Origin of the sequence: Dermatophilus congolensis, assembly GCF_900447215.1 — a bacterium.
Lineage (GTDB): Bacteria > Actinomycetota > Actinomycetes > Actinomycetales > Dermatophilaceae > Dermatophilus > Dermatophilus congolensis_A.
The window spans coordinates 2,045,523-2,061,838 of the sequence record NZ_UFYA01000001.1; the positions used below are offsets into that span (position 1 = coordinate 2,045,523).

The window sequence follows — 16,316 nt, forward strand, 5'->3', positions numbered from 1 at the left end:
TCGCCCGTGTCTGTCGAGACCACTCCCAGGGAGGCGGAGTTCGCCATCGCAGGGATGACGTGCGCGTCGTGTAGCTCTCGCGTGGAGCGCAAACTGAACAAGCTTGATGGGGTTGAGGCTTCGGTAAACCTCGCTACGGAGAGGGCTCATGTCACGTTTGGTGAGGGCGTGACGGTGGAGGAGCTGATTGAGGTAGTGGAGAAAACTGGTTATTCAGCGACTTTGCTTTCTGGGGATGCTGATGGCCAGGTGGGTGATTTTTCTGGTGTGGGCCAGGGCACGCCCGTTGATGTTTCGGCGGGCATGTTGATTGCCCCCGGTGGCAGTGTGTGGAAGCGGTTGTTTGTGGAGCCGTCGATGCAGACGCGTGCGGTGGTTGCGTTGGTGTTGGCGATTCCGGTGGTGGTGATTGCGATGGTGCCGCCGGTGATGGCGGCGTTGGGTGGGGTGCGCCCGTGGATGGAGTTGTTGTTGACGGCGCCGGTGTATTTCTGGGCGGCGTTCCCGTTCCATCGTTCGGCGGTGGTTAATGCCCGTCATGGTGGGACGACGATGGACACGTTGGTGTCGATTGGTATTAGTGCGGCGTTTTGGTGGTCGTTTGTGGCGACGCTCTCGGGCGGAACGCAGCATATGTATTTTGAGACTGCTGCGGTGGTGACGGCATTTTTGTTGGTGGGTAGGTCGGTGGAGCAGAAGGCCAAGCATCGTGGCCAGTCTGCGCTGCGGTCGTTGTTGGAGTTGGGTGCGTGTGAGGTTTCGCTGTTGGTTCCTGATGGGGCGGGCAGTTATGCCGAGCGGCGTGCGGGGGTGGCTGAGTTGAAGCCGGGGATGTTGTTCCGGGTGCGCCCGGGTGAGAAGGTCGCCACCGATGGTGTGGTGGTTGATGGACGTAGTGCGGTGGATGCCTCGTTGGTGACGGGTGAGTCGATGCCGGTTGATGTGGTTGGTGGTGATGAGGTGACGGGTGGGACGTTGAATACCTCGGGCACGTTGGTTGTGCGGGCTACGCGGGTGGGGTCGGAGACAACGTTGGCGGCGATTACGCGTTTGGTGGAGCGGGCTCAGACGGGTAAGGCTCCGGTTCAGCGTCTTGCTGATCGGGTGTCGTCAGTGTTTGTGCCGGCAGTATTGGTGATTGCGGTTGTGACGTTGTTGGGGTGGCTTGGTACGGGGCACCTGTTTACGGAGGCGTTGCAGGCTGCGGTGTCGGTGTTGGTGATTGCGTGTCCGTGTGCGTTGGGTTTGGCGACACCGACGGCGTTGTTGGTAGGTACGGGGCGTGGCGCGGAGATGGGGGTGTTGATTAAGGGGCCAGAGATTCTGGAGAGCACGCGTGCGGTGGATACGGTCGTGTTGGATAAGACCGGGACGGTGACGTCTGGGTCGATGCATGTGACGGCTGTGGAGACTGCAGGGAAGTTGACGAAGACGGCTGCGTTGCAGGCTGCGGCGTCGGTGGAGGCTGGTAGCGAGCATCCGGTTGCGGTGGCGATTGTGGAGGCGGCTAAGGAGCGTGGGGTTTCTCCGGTGGCGGCTTGTGATTTCACGGCATTGCCGGGTGCGGGTGCGCGGGCGGTTATCAAGGGCACGGAGGTGCTGGTTGGTAAGCCTGATTTGTTTGATGTGGTGCCAGATGAGTTAGCTGATGTGGGTGCTGGGGTGGCTGGCACGACAGTGTTTGTGGGGTGGGGTGGTAAGGCTCGTGCGACGGTGACGGTCACTGATGAGATGCGGGTGAGTACGCCTGCGGGTGTGGATCGGTTGCATGAGTTGGGTTTGGAGACGTATCTGCTGACTGGTGATAACGAGTTCACGGCGAAGTCGGTTGCGGCTGAGGCGGGGATTGCCTCAAGTAATGTGATTGCGGGGGTGCGTCCGGAGCAGAAGCATGCGGTGGTGCAGCGGTTGCAGCGGCAGGGCAAGGTTGTCGCGATGGTGGGTGATGGTGTTAATGATGCGGCGGCGTTGGCGCAGGCTGATTTGGGTTTGGCGATGGGGTCGGGCACTGATGTTGCGCGGGAGTCGGCCGATATTGTGCTGATGCGCACAGAGGTTGCTGCGGTGGCTGATGCGATTGGTTTGTCGCGGCGAACGTTGATGATTATTAAGCAGAATTTGTTTTGGGCGTTCGCGTATAACGTGGTGGGTATTCCGTTGGCTGCGTTTGGTGAGTTGGACCCGATGTTTGCTGGTGGGGCGATGGCTGCGTCGAGTGTGATTGTGGTGATGAATTCGCTGCGGTTGCGTGCTTATGCGCGTGAGCGGGAGGCGGTTGTGGCGTAGTTCTGGTGTGGGGTGGGGTGTTTATTTGGCGTTTTTTGCGTTTTGTTGATCAATTTCTTTATTGAGGGCTTCGCGTTGCTCTTTTGAGAGTTGTGAGATGAGTTGGGCGTTTTCTTCAACGGAGCGGGAGAGATATTCCTCGACGGTTCCTAGGGAGGGCGCGGAGGTGAATGCGGGTTTTTGAGGGAGGGGTGTTTTTTCGTTGGGGTGGGGTGGGGTGTTTTCAGTTGTTGTGGTGGGGGTTTCTGCGGGGGTGTGGGGTGTGGGGGCGGTCATGGTGATTGTTGTTGCCAGGGCGGCTGCGGTGAGGCATCCGGCGACGATGGGGAGAACTTTCATGTCGTTTTCCTTCACTTTTCTGCCCCGGGGAGCAGGTGCGGTGGTTATGGGAAAACGATGAAGGTTTTGGGTGTTGTTGTCGGATATATGCGTGCTGTGGGCGCGTCGTTGTGTGGTTAGTGGGTGGCGACGCGTTGGCGAACTGCTTCGTAGATGACGATGGCGGCGGAGGTGGAGACGTTTAAGGAGTTGGCGTGGCCGTGCATGGGGATGCGTACGCGGTGGGTGGCGGCGGCGAGCATGCGTTGGTCGAGGCCGGTTTTTTCGGTGCCGACGGCGATGGCGATGGGGCCGGTGTAGTCGATGTCAGTGTGGAGGGTGTCGGTGTCGGGGGTGGTGGCGATGAGGGTGATGTTGTTCTCAGTGATCCATTGGAGGGTGGCTTCGGTGGGGTCGGCGGCCACGGGGACGGAGAACACGGTGCCTTTGGAGGAGCGGATCAGGTTAGGGTTGCCCCAGTCGGTGACGGGGTCGGCGGCGATGAATGCGTCTATTCCGGCTGCGTCGCAGGTGCGGAGCATTGCGCCGAGGTTGCCGGGTTTTTCGACTGCTTGGGCGATGAGGGTGAATGTGGTGTTGGTGGGGTGTAGGTCGGTGAGGTTTCGGTGCAGGCCAGGGACGATGGCGAGTACTCCGTCGGGGCCTTCACGGTAGGCGATTTTTTCGAATGCGTTGCGGCTGAGGCGGATTGTTTCTGCGCCGGTTGCGCATGCGTCGGAGACGATGCTGGTTGCGTCAGGGGCCATGAGTTCGGGGCACCAGAACAGGGTGCGGGGGTGTACGCCGGCGTGGATGGCTAGGGAGAGTTCTTCGAATCCGTCGATGAGGGTCAGTCCGCTGTTGTCGCGTTCGCGGCGTCGTCGTAGGGCGTTGACGTGTTTGAGGCGAGGGTTTGAGGGGCTGGTGATGGTTAGTTCTGGCACGGCACTCTCCGAGGGGGACGTGGGGTTTGCCCCATCGTAGGTGCAGGAGGGTGGTGGTGTTAGGCCACGGGTACGGCTAGTGGCCCACCGGGTAGAGCGTCGCCGTCGGCGAGGTGGGAGGCGAGGTCTCGTAGTGCACGTTGGTAGCCGAGCATGAAGTCCGTTTCGCTGCGAGGTTCGCGCCGGTCTGTGATGTCGTTGATGAGGGCGTTGGCCCAGCTTTCAAGGTATGTGGCGATGAGGCGGTGGTTTTTGGCCAGGTCGGGGGCGTTGTTATTGCCGAGGGGGTGTTCGGCGTGTGCTGCAGTCATGGGGGTTGGAGTCCTTTCCTGTCTGTGTGCTGTCGTGGGAGCGGCAGCCCGCTCAGTCCTCGAGCGCGACATCAGGTGAATCGGCTGGGTTGTGGCGGGAAGTATGAAGCTGGACAGGTGAAATGTGGCGGGCTGTGTGGGTTGGACGCCCGGCCCTGGAGGGTTTTTGTTGATGTGCAGCGTTGTGATGGCGGGGTTTTCGGTTTAGTTGACGGTTTGTGTGTCAGACGTCCATGAATGGGCTGGTTGTATGCATGTGGGTGGGTTTATGCGCTGGGTAGGAGGTCAAGTACGTCAGCGAGGCCGTCGTTGTCGACGTGTGCGGTGATGTAGTCGGCGATTGCGGCGACTTCGTCGGGGGCGTTGCCCATCGCGATTCCGCATGCTGCCCAGGTGAGCATTTCAATGTCGTTGCGTTGATCGCCAACGGCCAGGGTGTGGGTGGGGTTGATGCCTAGGTGGGTGCGGATGTTTTCTAGGGCGGATGCTTTGGAGACTCCGGTGGCGGTGATGTCGAGCCATGCGGTGAATCCGATGGCGTAGTTGACTCCGTGGAGCCCCATTTTGCCGATCCGGTCGGTGAAGTGTTCGACGTCGGCTTCGGGATCGTTGAAGGTGACGCGGGTGGTGGGGTGGGCGGAGAGGTCTTCCCAGGCAACGGTGTGGATTTGTCCATCGAGTTCGCTGCGGGGGAAGTCGCCGTGAATGTCGAATCCGACTCCGACTCGTTCGACAGCCAGTGCGCCAGTGGGGAATTCGCGGCGCAGGGTGTGCAGGATAGGGGCAGGGTCGAAGGTGCGTTGGTCGATGATTTCCCAGCCGTGGGGTAGGTCGGGGTCGAGCCGGAGGGTGACGGCTCCGTTGGAGGTGACGGCGTATCCGCGTTCGAGGCCGAGCGTGGTGATGATGGGGGCTGCGGACAGGATGGATCGTCCGGTGGCGATGATGATGTGGTGGCCGTTGGTGTTGCTGCGTTGGATGGCTTCGCGGACGCGGTTGGTGAGGGTTCCGTCGTGGCCGATGGTGGTGCCGTCGATGTCTAGGGCGATGAGGTGGCTGCCTGTGGGCAGGGGAAGCTGGGCGGGCAAGGTGCAGGGTTGATGGTGGGCGGGTTGGTGAGTGTTCACGTGTGTTTCTCCCTCGTGTGCCCGTCTTCTGGTGCGGCGTGACTGTGTTTTGTGTGTGGTGGCCGCGGGGGGCATGTGTTCTTTTCTTTGCGTTTTTTCAACCCTGGGTGAAGGGGTTGTGGTTCCGCAAGGTTGGATGCGTCAAGCGCGTGTTTTTTGGGTGTCGGGGTGGTGAATTTACGGCGCATCGCCCTCATGCACAGCGCAGCCAGGGCGAGGGTATTAGGTGCGTGGGATCCGGTCGAGGAATTCTCGCTGCCCAGCTAAAAGCCGCGTTCGGGCCTGTTCACATGTCATCCATTCGGCGCGGTCCACCTCAGGGACAGTAATGATGTGTCCTGAACCGCGCGGATGTTCGGTTTGGCAAGTGTTACTAGCAACAAACGCCAATGTGGAAGGCGATTGGACAGCGTAGGCGCGAACAATTTTGGAAGGGTTCTGACGCACTTGCCCCAGATCAATCCATGTTTCTGGGTTACCGGGGGCAGGCACCCCTGTTTCTTCGGTGAATTCACGTCCAGCGGCTGCGCGGGCATCCTCGCAGGCAGGGTCATATTCGCCTTTGATGATGGACCACACACCTTCATCTTTACGCGCCCAGAAAGGACCACCCGGATGGGCGATAAACACCCACAGCTGATCCTTATCGACACGGTAGGGCAGCAGCCCAGCGCTGTGCTTCGGCATACTTTCTACTCTGCCACCAGCAAGCCCGCAGGCTTTTCATCGCTGCACTCCGGCAGATTCAGGTGTCCACTCCCCCGGCCTGATGAGCCCGGACTCATACGCGAACACCACTACTGACGCTTATACGGCAATTACACACACATCCCCATTACCCCGCGACGCCGACCGTCACACGGCCGTACAGTTGCACCGTCATGACGCAAGCACACCTACCCCACGCCAATACCGCCACCGCCGCAATCCGTGACTCCATCCCCATCGGGCTGGGCTACTTCACCGTATCCCTAGCCCTGGGTGTTTACGCCGACCAGGTCGGCATGGACACCGTGCTTTCGGGGTTCATGAGCGCTTTCACGCTCTCTTCCTCTGGAGAATTCGCGGGCCTGAACACTCTCGAAACCAACGGCACCTACCTGCAGTTAGCCATTGGTGTCATCCTCGTCAACCTGCGCTACGTCCTCATGGCTATCTCTTTGGGCCAGCGCCTGGGCCCCGAAGTGAAAATCCGACATCGCATTCTCATGGCGTGGGGAATCACTGACGAGATCTACGCCCTCGGCATGGCTCGACGTCACGTAGGTTTCGTTGACTATGTCGCTTCGATGATGCTGCCGATTCTCGGCTGGACCTCTGGCACCATCGTGGGGTCCCTAGTTGGCGCGAGCCTTCCCCCACTGTTGACTTCAGCAGCGGGTGTGCTTCTCTACGCGATGTTCGTCGCGATCGTCATCCCTACCACCCATGGTTCCCGCCCCATGCTTGCTGTGGTTCTGGGCGCTTCGGCGCTGAGCGTGGCTCTTTCTTATCTTCCTGGTTTGGATGCCGGGTGGCGCACCATCATCGTGACCATCGTGGTTTCCGCCATCGCTGCGACTTTCGCGCCTTGCCCCGACCACCCTGATGAACCTGACCTGCCTACTGATCCCGGCTCCATCAAGGAGATCCACGCATGACCCCTCTGGGAGCTGTTGTCGCGATGGCCGGGGTGACATACCTTCTGCGTGCCATTCCGCTCATCACCGTCCGCCGCCGAATCACCAACATATGGGTGCTGAGCTTCTTGCACTACGTCCCTTCAGCTGTGCTCACTGCAATGACCATCCCTGCCGTGGTTACCGCTACCAGTACTCCCTTGTCTGGGATGACAGCTCTGGCTGTCGCTGTGGCTTTGGCTTTGGCGCGCCGCAGTCTCATGGGTGTGGCTTTGGGGGCGGCTTTGTCGGTACTCATTGTGGAGGGAGCCATGTCTCTCATATAAGAACCGCAGACAAAACAGGTTGGGCGTGGTTTTCGACACATCAGATCATGTGTCGAAAACCACGCCCAGCCCGTTCCATTAGCTGTGCGTTGCAGCTTCGGGGTTAGCGTTGTCCTGGCGTGAGGACATCGGTGTGCATGTAGGGGCGTAGCGCTTCGGGCACTCGCACAGAGCCATCAGCTTGCTGGTGGTTCTCCAGAATCGCGACCAGCCAGCGGGTAGTGGCCAATGTTCCGTTCAGGGTAGCCACCACTTCGTTACCGTTTTCGCCTTTGCTACGGATGTTGAGGCGACGCGCCTGGTAGGTGGTGCAGTTCGAGGTGCTGGTCAGCTCGCGGTACCGGCCTTGGGTGGGCACCCATGCTTCGGAGTCGAACTTGCGTGCCGCGGGGCCACCTAAGTCACCTGCGGCGACGTCGATGACGCGGTAAGGCAGTCCCATCGCATCGAGCATTGCTTTTTCACAGTCCAAGAGCCGGGTGTGTTCGGCTTCTGCTTCCTCGGGGCGGCAGTAAACGAACATTTCGATCTTCTGGAACTGGTGCACGCGCAGGATGCCGCGGGTGTCTTTGCCATAGCTTCCTGCTTCACGTCGGTAGCAGGTGGATTGGGCGGTGTACCGCTTTGGCCCTGCGGACAGGTCGATTACTTCGTCGGTATGGAATCCGGCGAGCGCAACTTCTGAGGTACCGGTGAGGTAGAGGTCGTCGGCGGCGAGGCGGTATACCTCGTCGGCGTGGGCGTCGAGGAATCCGGCTCCGGCCATGGTGCGTGGGTTGACCAGGGTGGGCACTTGTAGCTGGGTGAATCCGAATTCGTAGGCTTTGTCTAGTGCCAGGTTCAGCATGGCTTGTTCTAGACGGGCGCCTTGTCCGACGAGGTAGTAGAACCGGGATTCGGCGACTTTGACGCCGCGTCCGGTATCGATGGCGCCGAGGTTTTCGCCTAGGTCAAGATGGTCTTTGGGTTCGAATCCTTCGGCGGCGAAGTCGCGTGGTTGTGGGCCGCGGTGTTCTAGGACGGTGTAGTCGTCTTCGCCTCCGGCGGGGACACCGTCGATGATGACGTTGCCTACGCGGCGGAGGGTTTCGTCCAGTGTTGTTTGTGCAGTGTCGGCGGCGGTTTGGAGTTCCTTGACGCGTGAAGCGATTTCGGCGCCTTTGGCGCGGGCTGCGTCAGCTTGGTTTTGGAGTTCGGTGGTGTCTTCGCCGGCTTTTTTGGCTTTGTTGAGTTTGCCCATGAGGGGGCCGAGTTCTTTGCTGACACGGTTTTGTTCTGCGCGTGCCTGCTCGAAGGCTTGGAGTGACTCGCGGCGTGTCACGTCGGCGGCGAGGACCTGATCGACCAGGCTCTCGTCCTCGCCTCGGGCGTGCTGCGACCGCTTGACGGCGTCGGGGTTTTCGCGGAGGAACTTGATGTCGATCACCCTGTTACCCTAGCGCGCACGCTGAGGTGGCAGCTGATCTGGAGTGTTTTCGAGTCCTACATGTGATGTGGCCATCTCAACGTGCGTGGGTGGTCTTGAGGGCTGGTTAGCTCAAGATGCGTTCTTTGCCTGCGTAGATGTTCATGCGGTCTTGGCGTACGAACCCGGCGAGGGTTAGACCTGTTGCTTCGGCGACGTCAACGGCTAGGGATGAAGGCGCGGAGACACCCGCAAGGATGGGGATGCCGGCGAGTGCGGCTTTTTGTGCTAGTTCGAAACTTGTTCTTCCAGAAACCATGAGGATGTGGCCACGGGCTGGGCGGATCCCGTTTTGCATGGCCCAGCCGATCACTTTGTCGGTGGCGTTGTGGCGTCCGATGTCTTCACGCGCGATGAGCAGATCTCCTTCATTGGTGAAAAGGGCGGAGGCATGCAGCCCACCTGTGGCATCGAATGCGCGTTGGGTTTGGCGGAGTTTTTTGGGTAATTCCAGGATGCAGCTGGCCAGGACATTGGTGGTGTCGGTGCGCAGGTCGAATTGTTGTTCGGTGGTGAGTTGTTCGATGGATGCGGTTCCGCAGACTCCGCAGGCGGAGGTAGTGATGGAGGCGCGGATTTTGTTTTCGGGTAGGGCGTTGCCGGGGGCAAGGCGTACGTCGACGACGTTGTAGGTGTTGCGGGGGGTTTGGGTTTCTTCGTCGGTGATGGCCCCTGCGCAGTAGCGGATGGTGACGATGTCGTTGTGGTCGCTGATGATGCCTTCGGCGGCTAGGAGTCCGTGGACAAGTTCGAAGTCGTGGCCGGGGGTGCGCATAGTGAGGGTGTATGTGGTGCCGTTAATGCGGATTTCGAGGGGTTCTTCTACGGCGAGGGTGTCACGGCGGGTGATGCCTTTGGGGTGGGCGGGGCCGTAGGCAGTGATGGGGTGGCGGCGCGTGATGCGGTTCATCGGGTTCCCCCTCGAACAATTTCGCGGTGTCCGGCGTCGATGCGGCGGGTCCAGCCGCGGCGGTCGAGTTCTTCGAGTAAGGGGATGATGACGCGGCGGGTGGTGCCGAGTTTTTGGCGGGCTTGGCTGGTGGTGAAGGGTTGCGGGAGGGTGGCGAGTTCGCGCATGGCTAGGGCGGGTGCTCGGGGTGTCAGGACGATGTTGTCGCCGAGGTCGATAAGGCGCCCTAGGCGCACGGCGGCGGCGATCTGTTTGGGGCCAAGGTGGCTGGCGGTGAGTTCGTCACGTTCGGGTGCGGCGAAGGGGTGTGCGGCTAGGTGCTGTTCGATGTGGGTGAGTCCGGGTTCGGCGGGGCCGAGGTTGGGTCCGCGTCCGGGGATGTGGAGGTAGCCGTTGGTGAGTTCGAGGGTGTCGGTGTTGGTGATGAGGTGTGGGATGAGGTGTGGGGTGGGTAGGCCGGCGGCGCGGGCGGCGGCGGGTGCGGGGGTGCGGGCTTGGAGGGGGTCGGTGTCGATGGCGTGGTGGACAGTTTCGGTCAGGCGGGTGGTCCAGGTGTCCCATTGAGTGTGGGAGATGAGTAGACCGCAGGTGTGGATGATGTGGGGGTGGCTGGTGGTGATGTCGGTGTCGGTGGCCCCTAGTGCGCGGGCGTCGGTTTCGGTGAGGTAGCCGCGGCGGGTGATTTCGGTGGTGAGGTCGAATGTGGTGGTTGCGTGGTCTAGTTGGGTGGCGCGGGCGTGGGCGGCGCCGCGGCGGGTCAGTGGGGGTGGGTCGGTGTCGAGGATGGTGGCGCCGGCGATGATGGCGCGGCGGCCGGGGTCGCGTAGGACGAGTCGGTCACCGGTGGCTAGTGGGAGGGGGTGGGGCCAGGTGAGTCGGGCGGTGGTGGTGCTCAGTGGTCGGATGCGGACTTGGGCGGCGTGGGTTCCGATGTGGGCCATGAGGTATTCGGGTAGGCGGGGAATGTCGTGCAGGGGGGTGAGGCGGATGTCGGTGGTGGTGGTGGGGTGCCAGGTGTGGGGGGTGAGGAGGAGGTCGCCGCGGTGCAGGTCGGTGGTGTTCAGGCCGCGTAGGTTCAGGGCGATACGGGCGATGGCGGGGACGGTGTGGCGGTCGGTTTCGAGGGTTTGGATGCCCCGGATGGTGGTGGTGGCGTGGGTGTGGTGGCTGGTCGGGGCGTGGGCGGTGAGGGTGTCTCCGACGGTGATGGTGCCGGATTCGAGGGTTCCAGTGGCAATGGTGCCTGCGCCGCGGATGGTGAAGACGCGGTCGATCCATAGGCGGATGCGGCTGTCGGTGGTGGGGGTGGGGAGGCTGTCGCAGAGGGCGGCTAGGGCGGTGCACAGGTGGTTGAGTCCGGCGCCGGTGCGTGCGGAGCAGGTGATGATGGGGGCGTTGGCTAGGCCGGTGTCGGTGAGGTGGGCGCGGGTGTCGGTGATGGTGGGGGTGGGGTCGGTGAGGTCGGTGCGGGTAATGACGATGATGCCGTGGGTGATGCCCAGGGCGTTGATGGCGTCGAGGTGTTCGGTGGTTTGTTCGCGCCATCCTTCGTCGGCGGCGATGACGAGCATGACTGCGGGTGCGGGACCGATGCCGGCAAGCATGTTGCCGATGAAGCGTTGGTGGCCGGGGACGTCGACGAAGCTGATGGTGTGGCCGGTGGGCAGGGTGGTCCAGGCGTAGCCCAGGTCGATGGTCAGGCCGCGGCGGTGTTCTTCTGCCCACCGGTCGGGGTCGTGTCCGGTCAGGGCTGCGACGAGGGTGGATTTTCCGTGGTCGACGTGTCCGGCGGTGGCGATCACCCGCATGTGTGTGGGTCCGTTTCGTGGAGGGCGGTGGTGATGGCGGTGGTGAGGGTGGTGTCGTCGGTGGGGTCGATGCAGCGCAGGTCGATGAGGACGCGGTTGTCGGCGATGCGGGCGAGGATGGCGGGTGTGCCGGTGCGGAGGGTGCGGGCGAGGCTGTCGGGGGTGTGGTGGGGTGGGGTGGGTAGGGCGACGGCGAGGCTGGGTAGGGGGTGTTCGGGGGCTCCTCCGCCGCCGATGTGTCCGGTGGTGGTGATGATGTCGCTGCCGGTGGCGTGGGCGAGTTTGGTGGTGCGTTCGTGTAGGTCGGTGGGGGTGAGTTTGCGGGCGCGGGTGATGGGGGGTTCGGGGCCGCGCAGGGTGGCTTCGAGGGCGGCGAGAGCGAGTTTGTCGATGCGGAAGGCGCGGGCGAGGGGGTGGTTGCGCAGGTGGTTGATGAGGTCGGTGCGGCCGATGAGGATGCCTGCTTGGGGGCCGCCGAGGAGTTTGTCGCCGCTGGCCAGGGCGAGGTCGGCGCCGTCGCGCAGTGTGGTGGACAGGTCGGGTTCGTTGGGCAGGGTTGGGTCGTGGCGCAGGAGTCCGGACCCGACGTCGACGATGAGGGGGATGTGGGGGTGGGGGGTGAGGAGGTGGGCGAGGGTGGCGGTGTCGACGGTGCTGGTGAATCCGTGGATGCGGAAGTTGGAGGGGTGGATTTTCAGGACGCATCCGGTGGTGGTGGTGAGGGCATTGCTGTAGTCGTGGGGGTGGGTGCGGTTGGTGGTGCCGATGTCGATGAGGTGGGCGCCGGTGGTGGTGATGAGGTCGGTGAGGCGGAATCCGGCACCGATTTCGACCATTTCGCCGCGGGAAATGATGATGTCGGGGGTGGTGGGGGTGGTGCAGGCGGTGGTGGCTAGGCAGAGCGCGGCGGCGCCGTTGTTGAGGAGCAGGGCGGATAGGCCGGGGCGGATGTCGGGGTCGAGGGAGTCTAGGACGGCGTTTTCGGCTGCGGTGCCGCGGCGGGATCGGCGTCCGGTGTGGAGGGATAGTTCGAGGTCGATGGTGCCGGCGGCGGTGGTGAGGGCGTGGCGGGCAGCTGTGGAGAGGGGGGCACGGCCGAGGTTGGTGTGGATGACGATGCCGGTGGCGTTGAGGACAGGGGTGAAGGAGCACAGGGGGGTGAGGTTGTTGGCTGCGGTGGTGATGACGTCTTCAGGGTGTATGTGGCCGGCACGGGCTGCGCGTTGGGCGCGTTGGATGGCGGCTTTGACGTGGGCGCGCCCATGGGTGGTGAGAGCGTCGGCGAGTTCTGGTGCGGCCAGGGCGGCGTCGGTGCTGGGGATGCGGCGCCGGGGGTCGCTCACGGGGTCTCCTCGTCGGTGAAAAGTGTGGCGGAGGGGGACGGGAATCGAACCCGCCAGGCCGAGATGCTCGGCCTCACCGGTTTTGAAGACCGGGGAGCCCACCAGGATCTCTTCCCCCTCCATCGCCAACCATAGGCGGTGGAGGTGATTCTCGTCTCAATTACGGCGGTGCGGGTGGCTTCCAAAGGGGTGGTTGGGGGTGTTTTGCGGCCGTTGAGGAGGTTTCGTGTCATGGTCCGGGGTGGAGAGATTCAGTTTTGGTTCTTTAGCGCCGATGGGGGATCCGGTAAAGGCAACACAATTCGTTCCTTGGGACCGGAGGATCCATGACGTCCATGTTCACTTCTCACGCTGGCGGTACGGAGGCCAGCGCTTCGGCGGGGCCTGGCAGGCGGTTGGGTATCAGGCTCAAAATCATGTCGGTGGGCATGCTCGGCGTGATCGGTGCTCTCATTCTTGGTTTGAGTAATGTGTGGGCGCTGAACTCGGTCAGCAAGGCCACTGATGACATTACTTCTAGTGCCGCGACGAGTCGCCTTGTTGGTCAGACTGAGAGTCTGATCAATGACCTGAATGGCCAACAAAATGGGTATGTTTTGGAGGCTGGACGCCCAGGCGCGGGCAAGGTCGATGACAACAAAGGCTCCCGTAAAACGTACTTGGAACGGTTGAACAGCTATAAGCAGGTTCTCGATCAGATGGAGGCTGGGGCCCGCACAGAGTCAGGTAAAGCAGCCATCGCCGAAATGAAAAACCTCACTCCCACCTGGGAGGCAACAGATGCCAAGGTCGTCGCTGCGCTGAACCGAGGCACAGTTGATGGCCGCACTGAGGGTTCCCGACTGGCCATCGAGGAGGCTTCCGACATTATGGACAAAATAGGTGCCGCGACGAGCAAGCTTAAGGATGCGGCCCAAGCTCGTGCCCAGGCAGCCCAGGACGATGTTACTTCAGCTCGATCGAACGCACTCCTGATCGCTGTGGTGACGCTTCTCATCATCATCGCTGCCGTTGTGCTCATCTCTATGAAGATCAGCAAGGGCATCTTGTCTTCCGTGCACGAAGTGTTGACCTCACTCACGGCGATGCAGAACGGTGACCTGCGCGTGCCGACCACTACGCGCACCAGTGATGAGATCGGTGACATGGCTCGCGCTGTTGAGGCCACCCGGATTTCGATGCGGGATGTTATCGGTGAGGTTGGGAATGCGTCCTCCTCGGTAGCGGCAGCCAGTGAAGAGCTCAACGCGACAGCCACACAGGTGGGCAGTTCTGCTCAGCTATCGGCAAACCGGGCAGATGCCGCCTCTCAGTCGGCCAACGAGGTTTCACAGAACGTGCAGACGGTCGCTGCCGGTACCGAGGAAATGACTGCTTCGATCCGTGAGATTTCTAAGAGCGCTAACGATGCTGCTGGTATCGCTGCTCAGGCAGTCGAGGTCGCGGACCGCACCAACTCAACGGTGGCCAAGCTAGGCACTAGCTCGATGGAGATCGGTGAGGTCATTAAGGCCATCACGAGCATCGCTGAGCAAACGAACCTGCTGGCTTTGAACGCCACTATCGAGGCAGCCCGTGCCGGTGAGGCTGGTAAAGGCTTCGCGGTTGTTGCTAACGAGGTCAAGGATCTGGCTCAGGAAACTTCCAAGGCTACCGAGGACATCGGCCGCCGTGTCGAGGCCATCCAACTCGACACCGAAGCTGCTGTGGCTGCGATTGGTGAGATCTCCAGCATCATTGCTCAGATCAACGACACCCAGGCCACGATCGCTTCAGCGGTGGAGGAGCAGACTGCCACCACGAACGAAATGGGCCGCAGTGTCGGTGACGCCGCGGGCGGCGCTGTTGAGATCTCTCGTGGTGTGGCTGATGTGTCAGCAGCAGCTGCAGACACCAGCAACGCTGTTGAGGCCACAGTGCAAGCCGCGGGCGAGCTTTCTCAACGCGCCTCGGATCTACAGTCGCTGGTCAGCCGCTTCAACATCTGACGGTCCCTTATCATCAGCGCGGGAGCGCCGCATCCCAGTTGTGGGGTGCGGCGCTCCCTTGCGTTACCGAACAGCCGACTTCAGAGATCGCTTGAAGGCATAGGCAGCTGGATGCGGGAGGTGTAACTGCGCGGTGTGCCATCAACCGGGTCGATAAACCGCAGCGTGCGGGCCACCAGCCCCAACGGTCGATCGAACCTCTCCCCCACCTCAGTGAGCAGTTCTTCTTGCACCACGGGATACAGCGGGTCATTGAGCAACGGGGCACCGAGGGAAGACATATGCACTCGTAGCTGATGAGTCTTGCCTGTCACTGGACATAGCTCATATCGCCCCACTTGCCCATCTGCTCCGGTACATGTCTGCACCAGACGGCCACGCGTGTGCGCGTTCGGCTCCCCCTCAACCTCGATCGCTTGCCACGACCCGCGCGGTTTGATGATTCTGCTACGCACCTCAAACCACTCCTGCGCCCCGGCAAGCGGCGCCGCGAGCGCTTCGTATGTTTTGGTGACGGCGCCGGTTTCGAAAAGGGTTTGGTAGGGGCGGCGCCAGCGGGGTTCGGTGGTGAACAGCAGGATGCCGCCGGTGAGTCGGTCGAGTCGGTGTGCGGGGGCGATATGGGGCAGTCCTAGGGTGAGGCGGGCGCGGATGAGTGCTGTTTCGCGGATGTGGCTGCCGCGTGGGGTGGTGGCGAGGAAGTGTGGTTTGTCCATGACGATGATGCGTTCATCCTGGTGAAGGATGGTCAGCTCGCCGGGGACGGGGCGTTCGGGTGGGGGCGGGTCTTTGTGGAACCAGATGAACCGTGCGGGTTGGCAGGGTTCGTTCCCGGTGAGGGGGTGGCCGGTCTCGTCGACGAAGCGGTGGTTTTTTAACCAGTCATCGGTGTTGACTGCTGGCAGGCGTTCTCGGAGGAATTCAGCGACTGTGGCCCATGGGAGTGGTTCGTTTCGCACGCGTGCCGGGGTGCGTACCCAGACTGGGTCCAGCCCGTCGCGTTGCGGCAGCGGTGACCGGCGCGCAGACATGGAGCAAAGCATTCCACAGGTGATTTTTCTCGAGAGAAGAGAGCACTGAAGCAGGCGTGGGTTATCTGTGGTGTTGGGGTGGGCGTCTATCGGATTCGGGGGTTTTTCGAGGGTGTGCCACGATGGGCGCATGCGAGTGGACCACGTGACTTATGCGGCCGAGCATGACGGTATGCAGGCTACGGCGGAGCGGCTGGCCGAGCAGCTGGATGTTAAGGCTGTTAACGGGGGTGTCCACCCCAACTATGGGACCCGTAACATGATTGTCCCGCTGGGCAATGATCAATTTTTCCAGGTGGTTGAGGCCTTGGATCATCCGGCTTCGTTGAAAGAGCCGTACGGGCAGGCGGTGCGTACTTGCACTGAGCGTGGCGGTGGCTGGCTTGGGTGGGGTATCCGGGTTGATGACATGTTGCCTGTGGCGCAGCGTTTGGGACGTATCCCTGAACCTGCGCATCGTCGTTTCCCTGACGATCGTGAACTGCATTGGACGCAGATTGGCTACAACGGTCTGCTTAATGACCCGCAGCTGCCGTTCTTTATTTGTTTCCAAAACCCCGAGCTGCATCCTTCGGGCGCGATCCGTGATTTGGCTAACCCGAAGGTGAGTATCTCTAAGCTCACGATTGCGGGGGATCCGCAGCGGGTGCATGACTGGTTGGGGTTGCCCGCGGATCAAACATCCACGGTGATTGATTTTGAGTTCATCGCGCCTCACGGCAACGCTGGCTTGATGTCGGTGACTTTCCAGACCCCGGATGGGCCAGTCACTATCTGACTCGGGATGGCCTCAGGCCGGGGCATTTAGCAGTGAAGATGACAAATGTCATGGCCAAAGGG

15 protein-coding genes and 1 tRNA gene are annotated in these 16,316 nt (G+C 61.7%); 5 read left to right on the forward strand and 11 right to left on the reverse strand.

The genetic code is table 11. The annotated features are described in order from the left end of the window. Window positions 1-6 precede the first annotated feature (6 nt). On the forward strand, window positions 7-2,286 hold the full coding sequence (locus DXZ77_RS08975; RefSeq protein WP_258553241.1) for a heavy metal translocating P-type ATPase: 2,280 nt from the start codon (window positions 7-9) through the stop codon (window positions 2,284-2,286). Between the two features lie 21 nt (window positions 2,287-2,307). Here DXZ77_RS08975 and DXZ77_RS08980 read toward each other — a convergent pair whose 3' ends face one another. The 5 genes from DXZ77_RS08980 to DXZ77_RS09000 form a co-directional block, all read right to left on the reverse strand. Next, on the reverse strand, window positions 2,308-2,625 hold the full coding sequence (locus DXZ77_RS08980; protein WP_115031533.1) for a hypothetical protein: 318 nt from the start codon (window positions 2,623-2,625) through the stop codon (window positions 2,308-2,310). A gap of 116 nt (window positions 2,626-2,741) precedes the next feature. After that, entirely contained in the window at window positions 2,742-3,548 is an 807-nt protein-coding gene (locus tag DXZ77_RS08985) for a TrmH family RNA methyltransferase (RefSeq protein ID WP_115031535.1), read from the reverse strand. Window positions 3,549-3,607: 59 nt separating this feature from the next. Beyond that, entirely contained in the window at window positions 3,608-3,859 is a 252-nt protein-coding gene (locus DXZ77_RS08990) for a hypothetical protein (RefSeq protein ID WP_115031537.1), read from the reverse strand. Window positions 3,860-4,125: 266 nt separating this feature from the next. Next, the gene (locus DXZ77_RS08995; RefSeq protein WP_258553243.1) at window positions 4,126-4,986 is read right to left on the reverse strand and encodes a Cof-type HAD-IIB family hydrolase; all 861 of its coding nucleotides are present in this window, start codon (window positions 4,984-4,986) and stop codon (window positions 4,126-4,128) included. A 222-nt stretch (window positions 4,987-5,208) separates the two neighbouring features. Next, the gene (locus tag DXZ77_RS09000) at window positions 5,209-5,673 is read right to left on the reverse strand and encodes an NUDIX hydrolase (RefSeq protein ID WP_115031541.1); all 465 of its coding nucleotides are present in this window, start codon (window positions 5,671-5,673) and stop codon (window positions 5,209-5,211) included. 194 nt (window positions 5,674-5,867) lie between these two features. Here DXZ77_RS09000 and DXZ77_RS09005 point away from each other — a divergent pair, with 194 nt between their 5' ends. Both DXZ77_RS09005 and DXZ77_RS09010 read left to right on the forward strand, forming a co-directional pair. Further along, complete coding sequence (locus DXZ77_RS09005) at window positions 5,868-6,626, forward strand: AzlC family ABC transporter permease (protein ID WP_115031543.1); 759 nt, start codon at window positions 5,868-5,870, stop codon at window positions 6,624-6,626. Further along, window positions 6,623-6,931 carry an AzlD domain-containing protein gene (locus DXZ77_RS09010; protein WP_115031545.1) on the forward strand — a complete coding sequence of 103 codons (309 nt, stop codon included), beginning with the start codon at window positions 6,623-6,625 and terminating at the stop codon, window positions 6,929-6,931. The genes DXZ77_RS09005 and DXZ77_RS09010 overlap by 4 nt, the downstream gene beginning before the upstream one ends. A gap of 103 nt (window positions 6,932-7,034) precedes the next feature. On the opposite strand, the gene serS is transcribed toward DXZ77_RS09010, so the two are convergent. The 5 genes from serS to DXZ77_RS09035 form a co-directional block, all read right to left on the reverse strand. Continuing rightward, window positions 7,035-8,357 (reverse strand): serine--tRNA ligase, encoded by a 1,323-nt coding sequence (serS, locus tag DXZ77_RS09015; RefSeq protein WP_115031547.1) that lies wholly within the window; start codon window positions 8,355-8,357, stop codon window positions 7,035-7,037. 106 nt (window positions 8,358-8,463) lie between these two features. Beyond that, a complete protein-coding gene (gene fdhD / locus DXZ77_RS09020; protein WP_115031549.1) occupies window positions 8,464-9,306 on the reverse strand; it encodes a formate dehydrogenase accessory sulfurtransferase FdhD in 843 nt (280 codons plus the stop codon). Next, on the reverse strand, window positions 9,303-11,114 hold the full coding sequence (gene selB, locus DXZ77_RS09025) for a selenocysteine-specific translation elongation factor (protein ID WP_115031551.1): 1,812 nt from the start codon (window positions 11,112-11,114) through the stop codon (window positions 9,303-9,305). The genes fdhD and selB overlap by 4 nt, the downstream gene beginning before the upstream one ends. Next, complete coding sequence (gene selA / locus DXZ77_RS09030) at window positions 11,105-12,457, reverse strand: L-seryl-tRNA(Sec) selenium transferase (RefSeq protein ID WP_115031553.1); 1,353 nt, start codon at window positions 12,455-12,457, stop codon at window positions 11,105-11,107. The genes selB and selA overlap by 10 nt, the downstream gene beginning before the upstream one ends. Before the next feature lie 25 nt (window positions 12,458-12,482). Beyond that, window positions 12,483-12,578: transfer RNA gene (locus DXZ77_RS09035), tRNA-Sec, on the reverse strand. 205 nt (window positions 12,579-12,783) lie between these two features. Between DXZ77_RS09035 and DXZ77_RS09040 the strand changes: the two genes are divergently transcribed. Continuing rightward, window positions 12,784-14,445 carry a methyl-accepting chemotaxis protein gene (locus DXZ77_RS09040; RefSeq protein WP_115031555.1) on the forward strand — a complete coding sequence of 554 codons (1,662 nt, stop codon included), beginning with the start codon at window positions 12,784-12,786 and terminating at the stop codon, window positions 14,443-14,445. A gap of 80 nt (window positions 14,446-14,525) precedes the next feature. Here the strand turns inward: DXZ77_RS09040 and DXZ77_RS09045 are convergent, their stop codons facing one another. Beyond that, a complete protein-coding gene (locus DXZ77_RS09045; RefSeq protein ID WP_115032828.1) occupies window positions 14,526-15,476 on the reverse strand; it encodes a pseudouridine synthase in 951 nt (316 codons plus the stop codon). Window positions 15,477-15,606: 130 nt separating this feature from the next. Here DXZ77_RS09045 and DXZ77_RS09050 point away from each other — a divergent pair, with 130 nt between their 5' ends. Then, window positions 15,607-16,254: a VOC family protein gene (locus DXZ77_RS09050; protein ID WP_115031557.1), complete on the forward strand. Its 648-nt coding sequence runs from the start codon at window positions 15,607-15,609 to the stop codon at window positions 16,252-16,254. The last annotated feature ends 62 nt before the right edge of the window (window positions 16,255-16,316 follow it).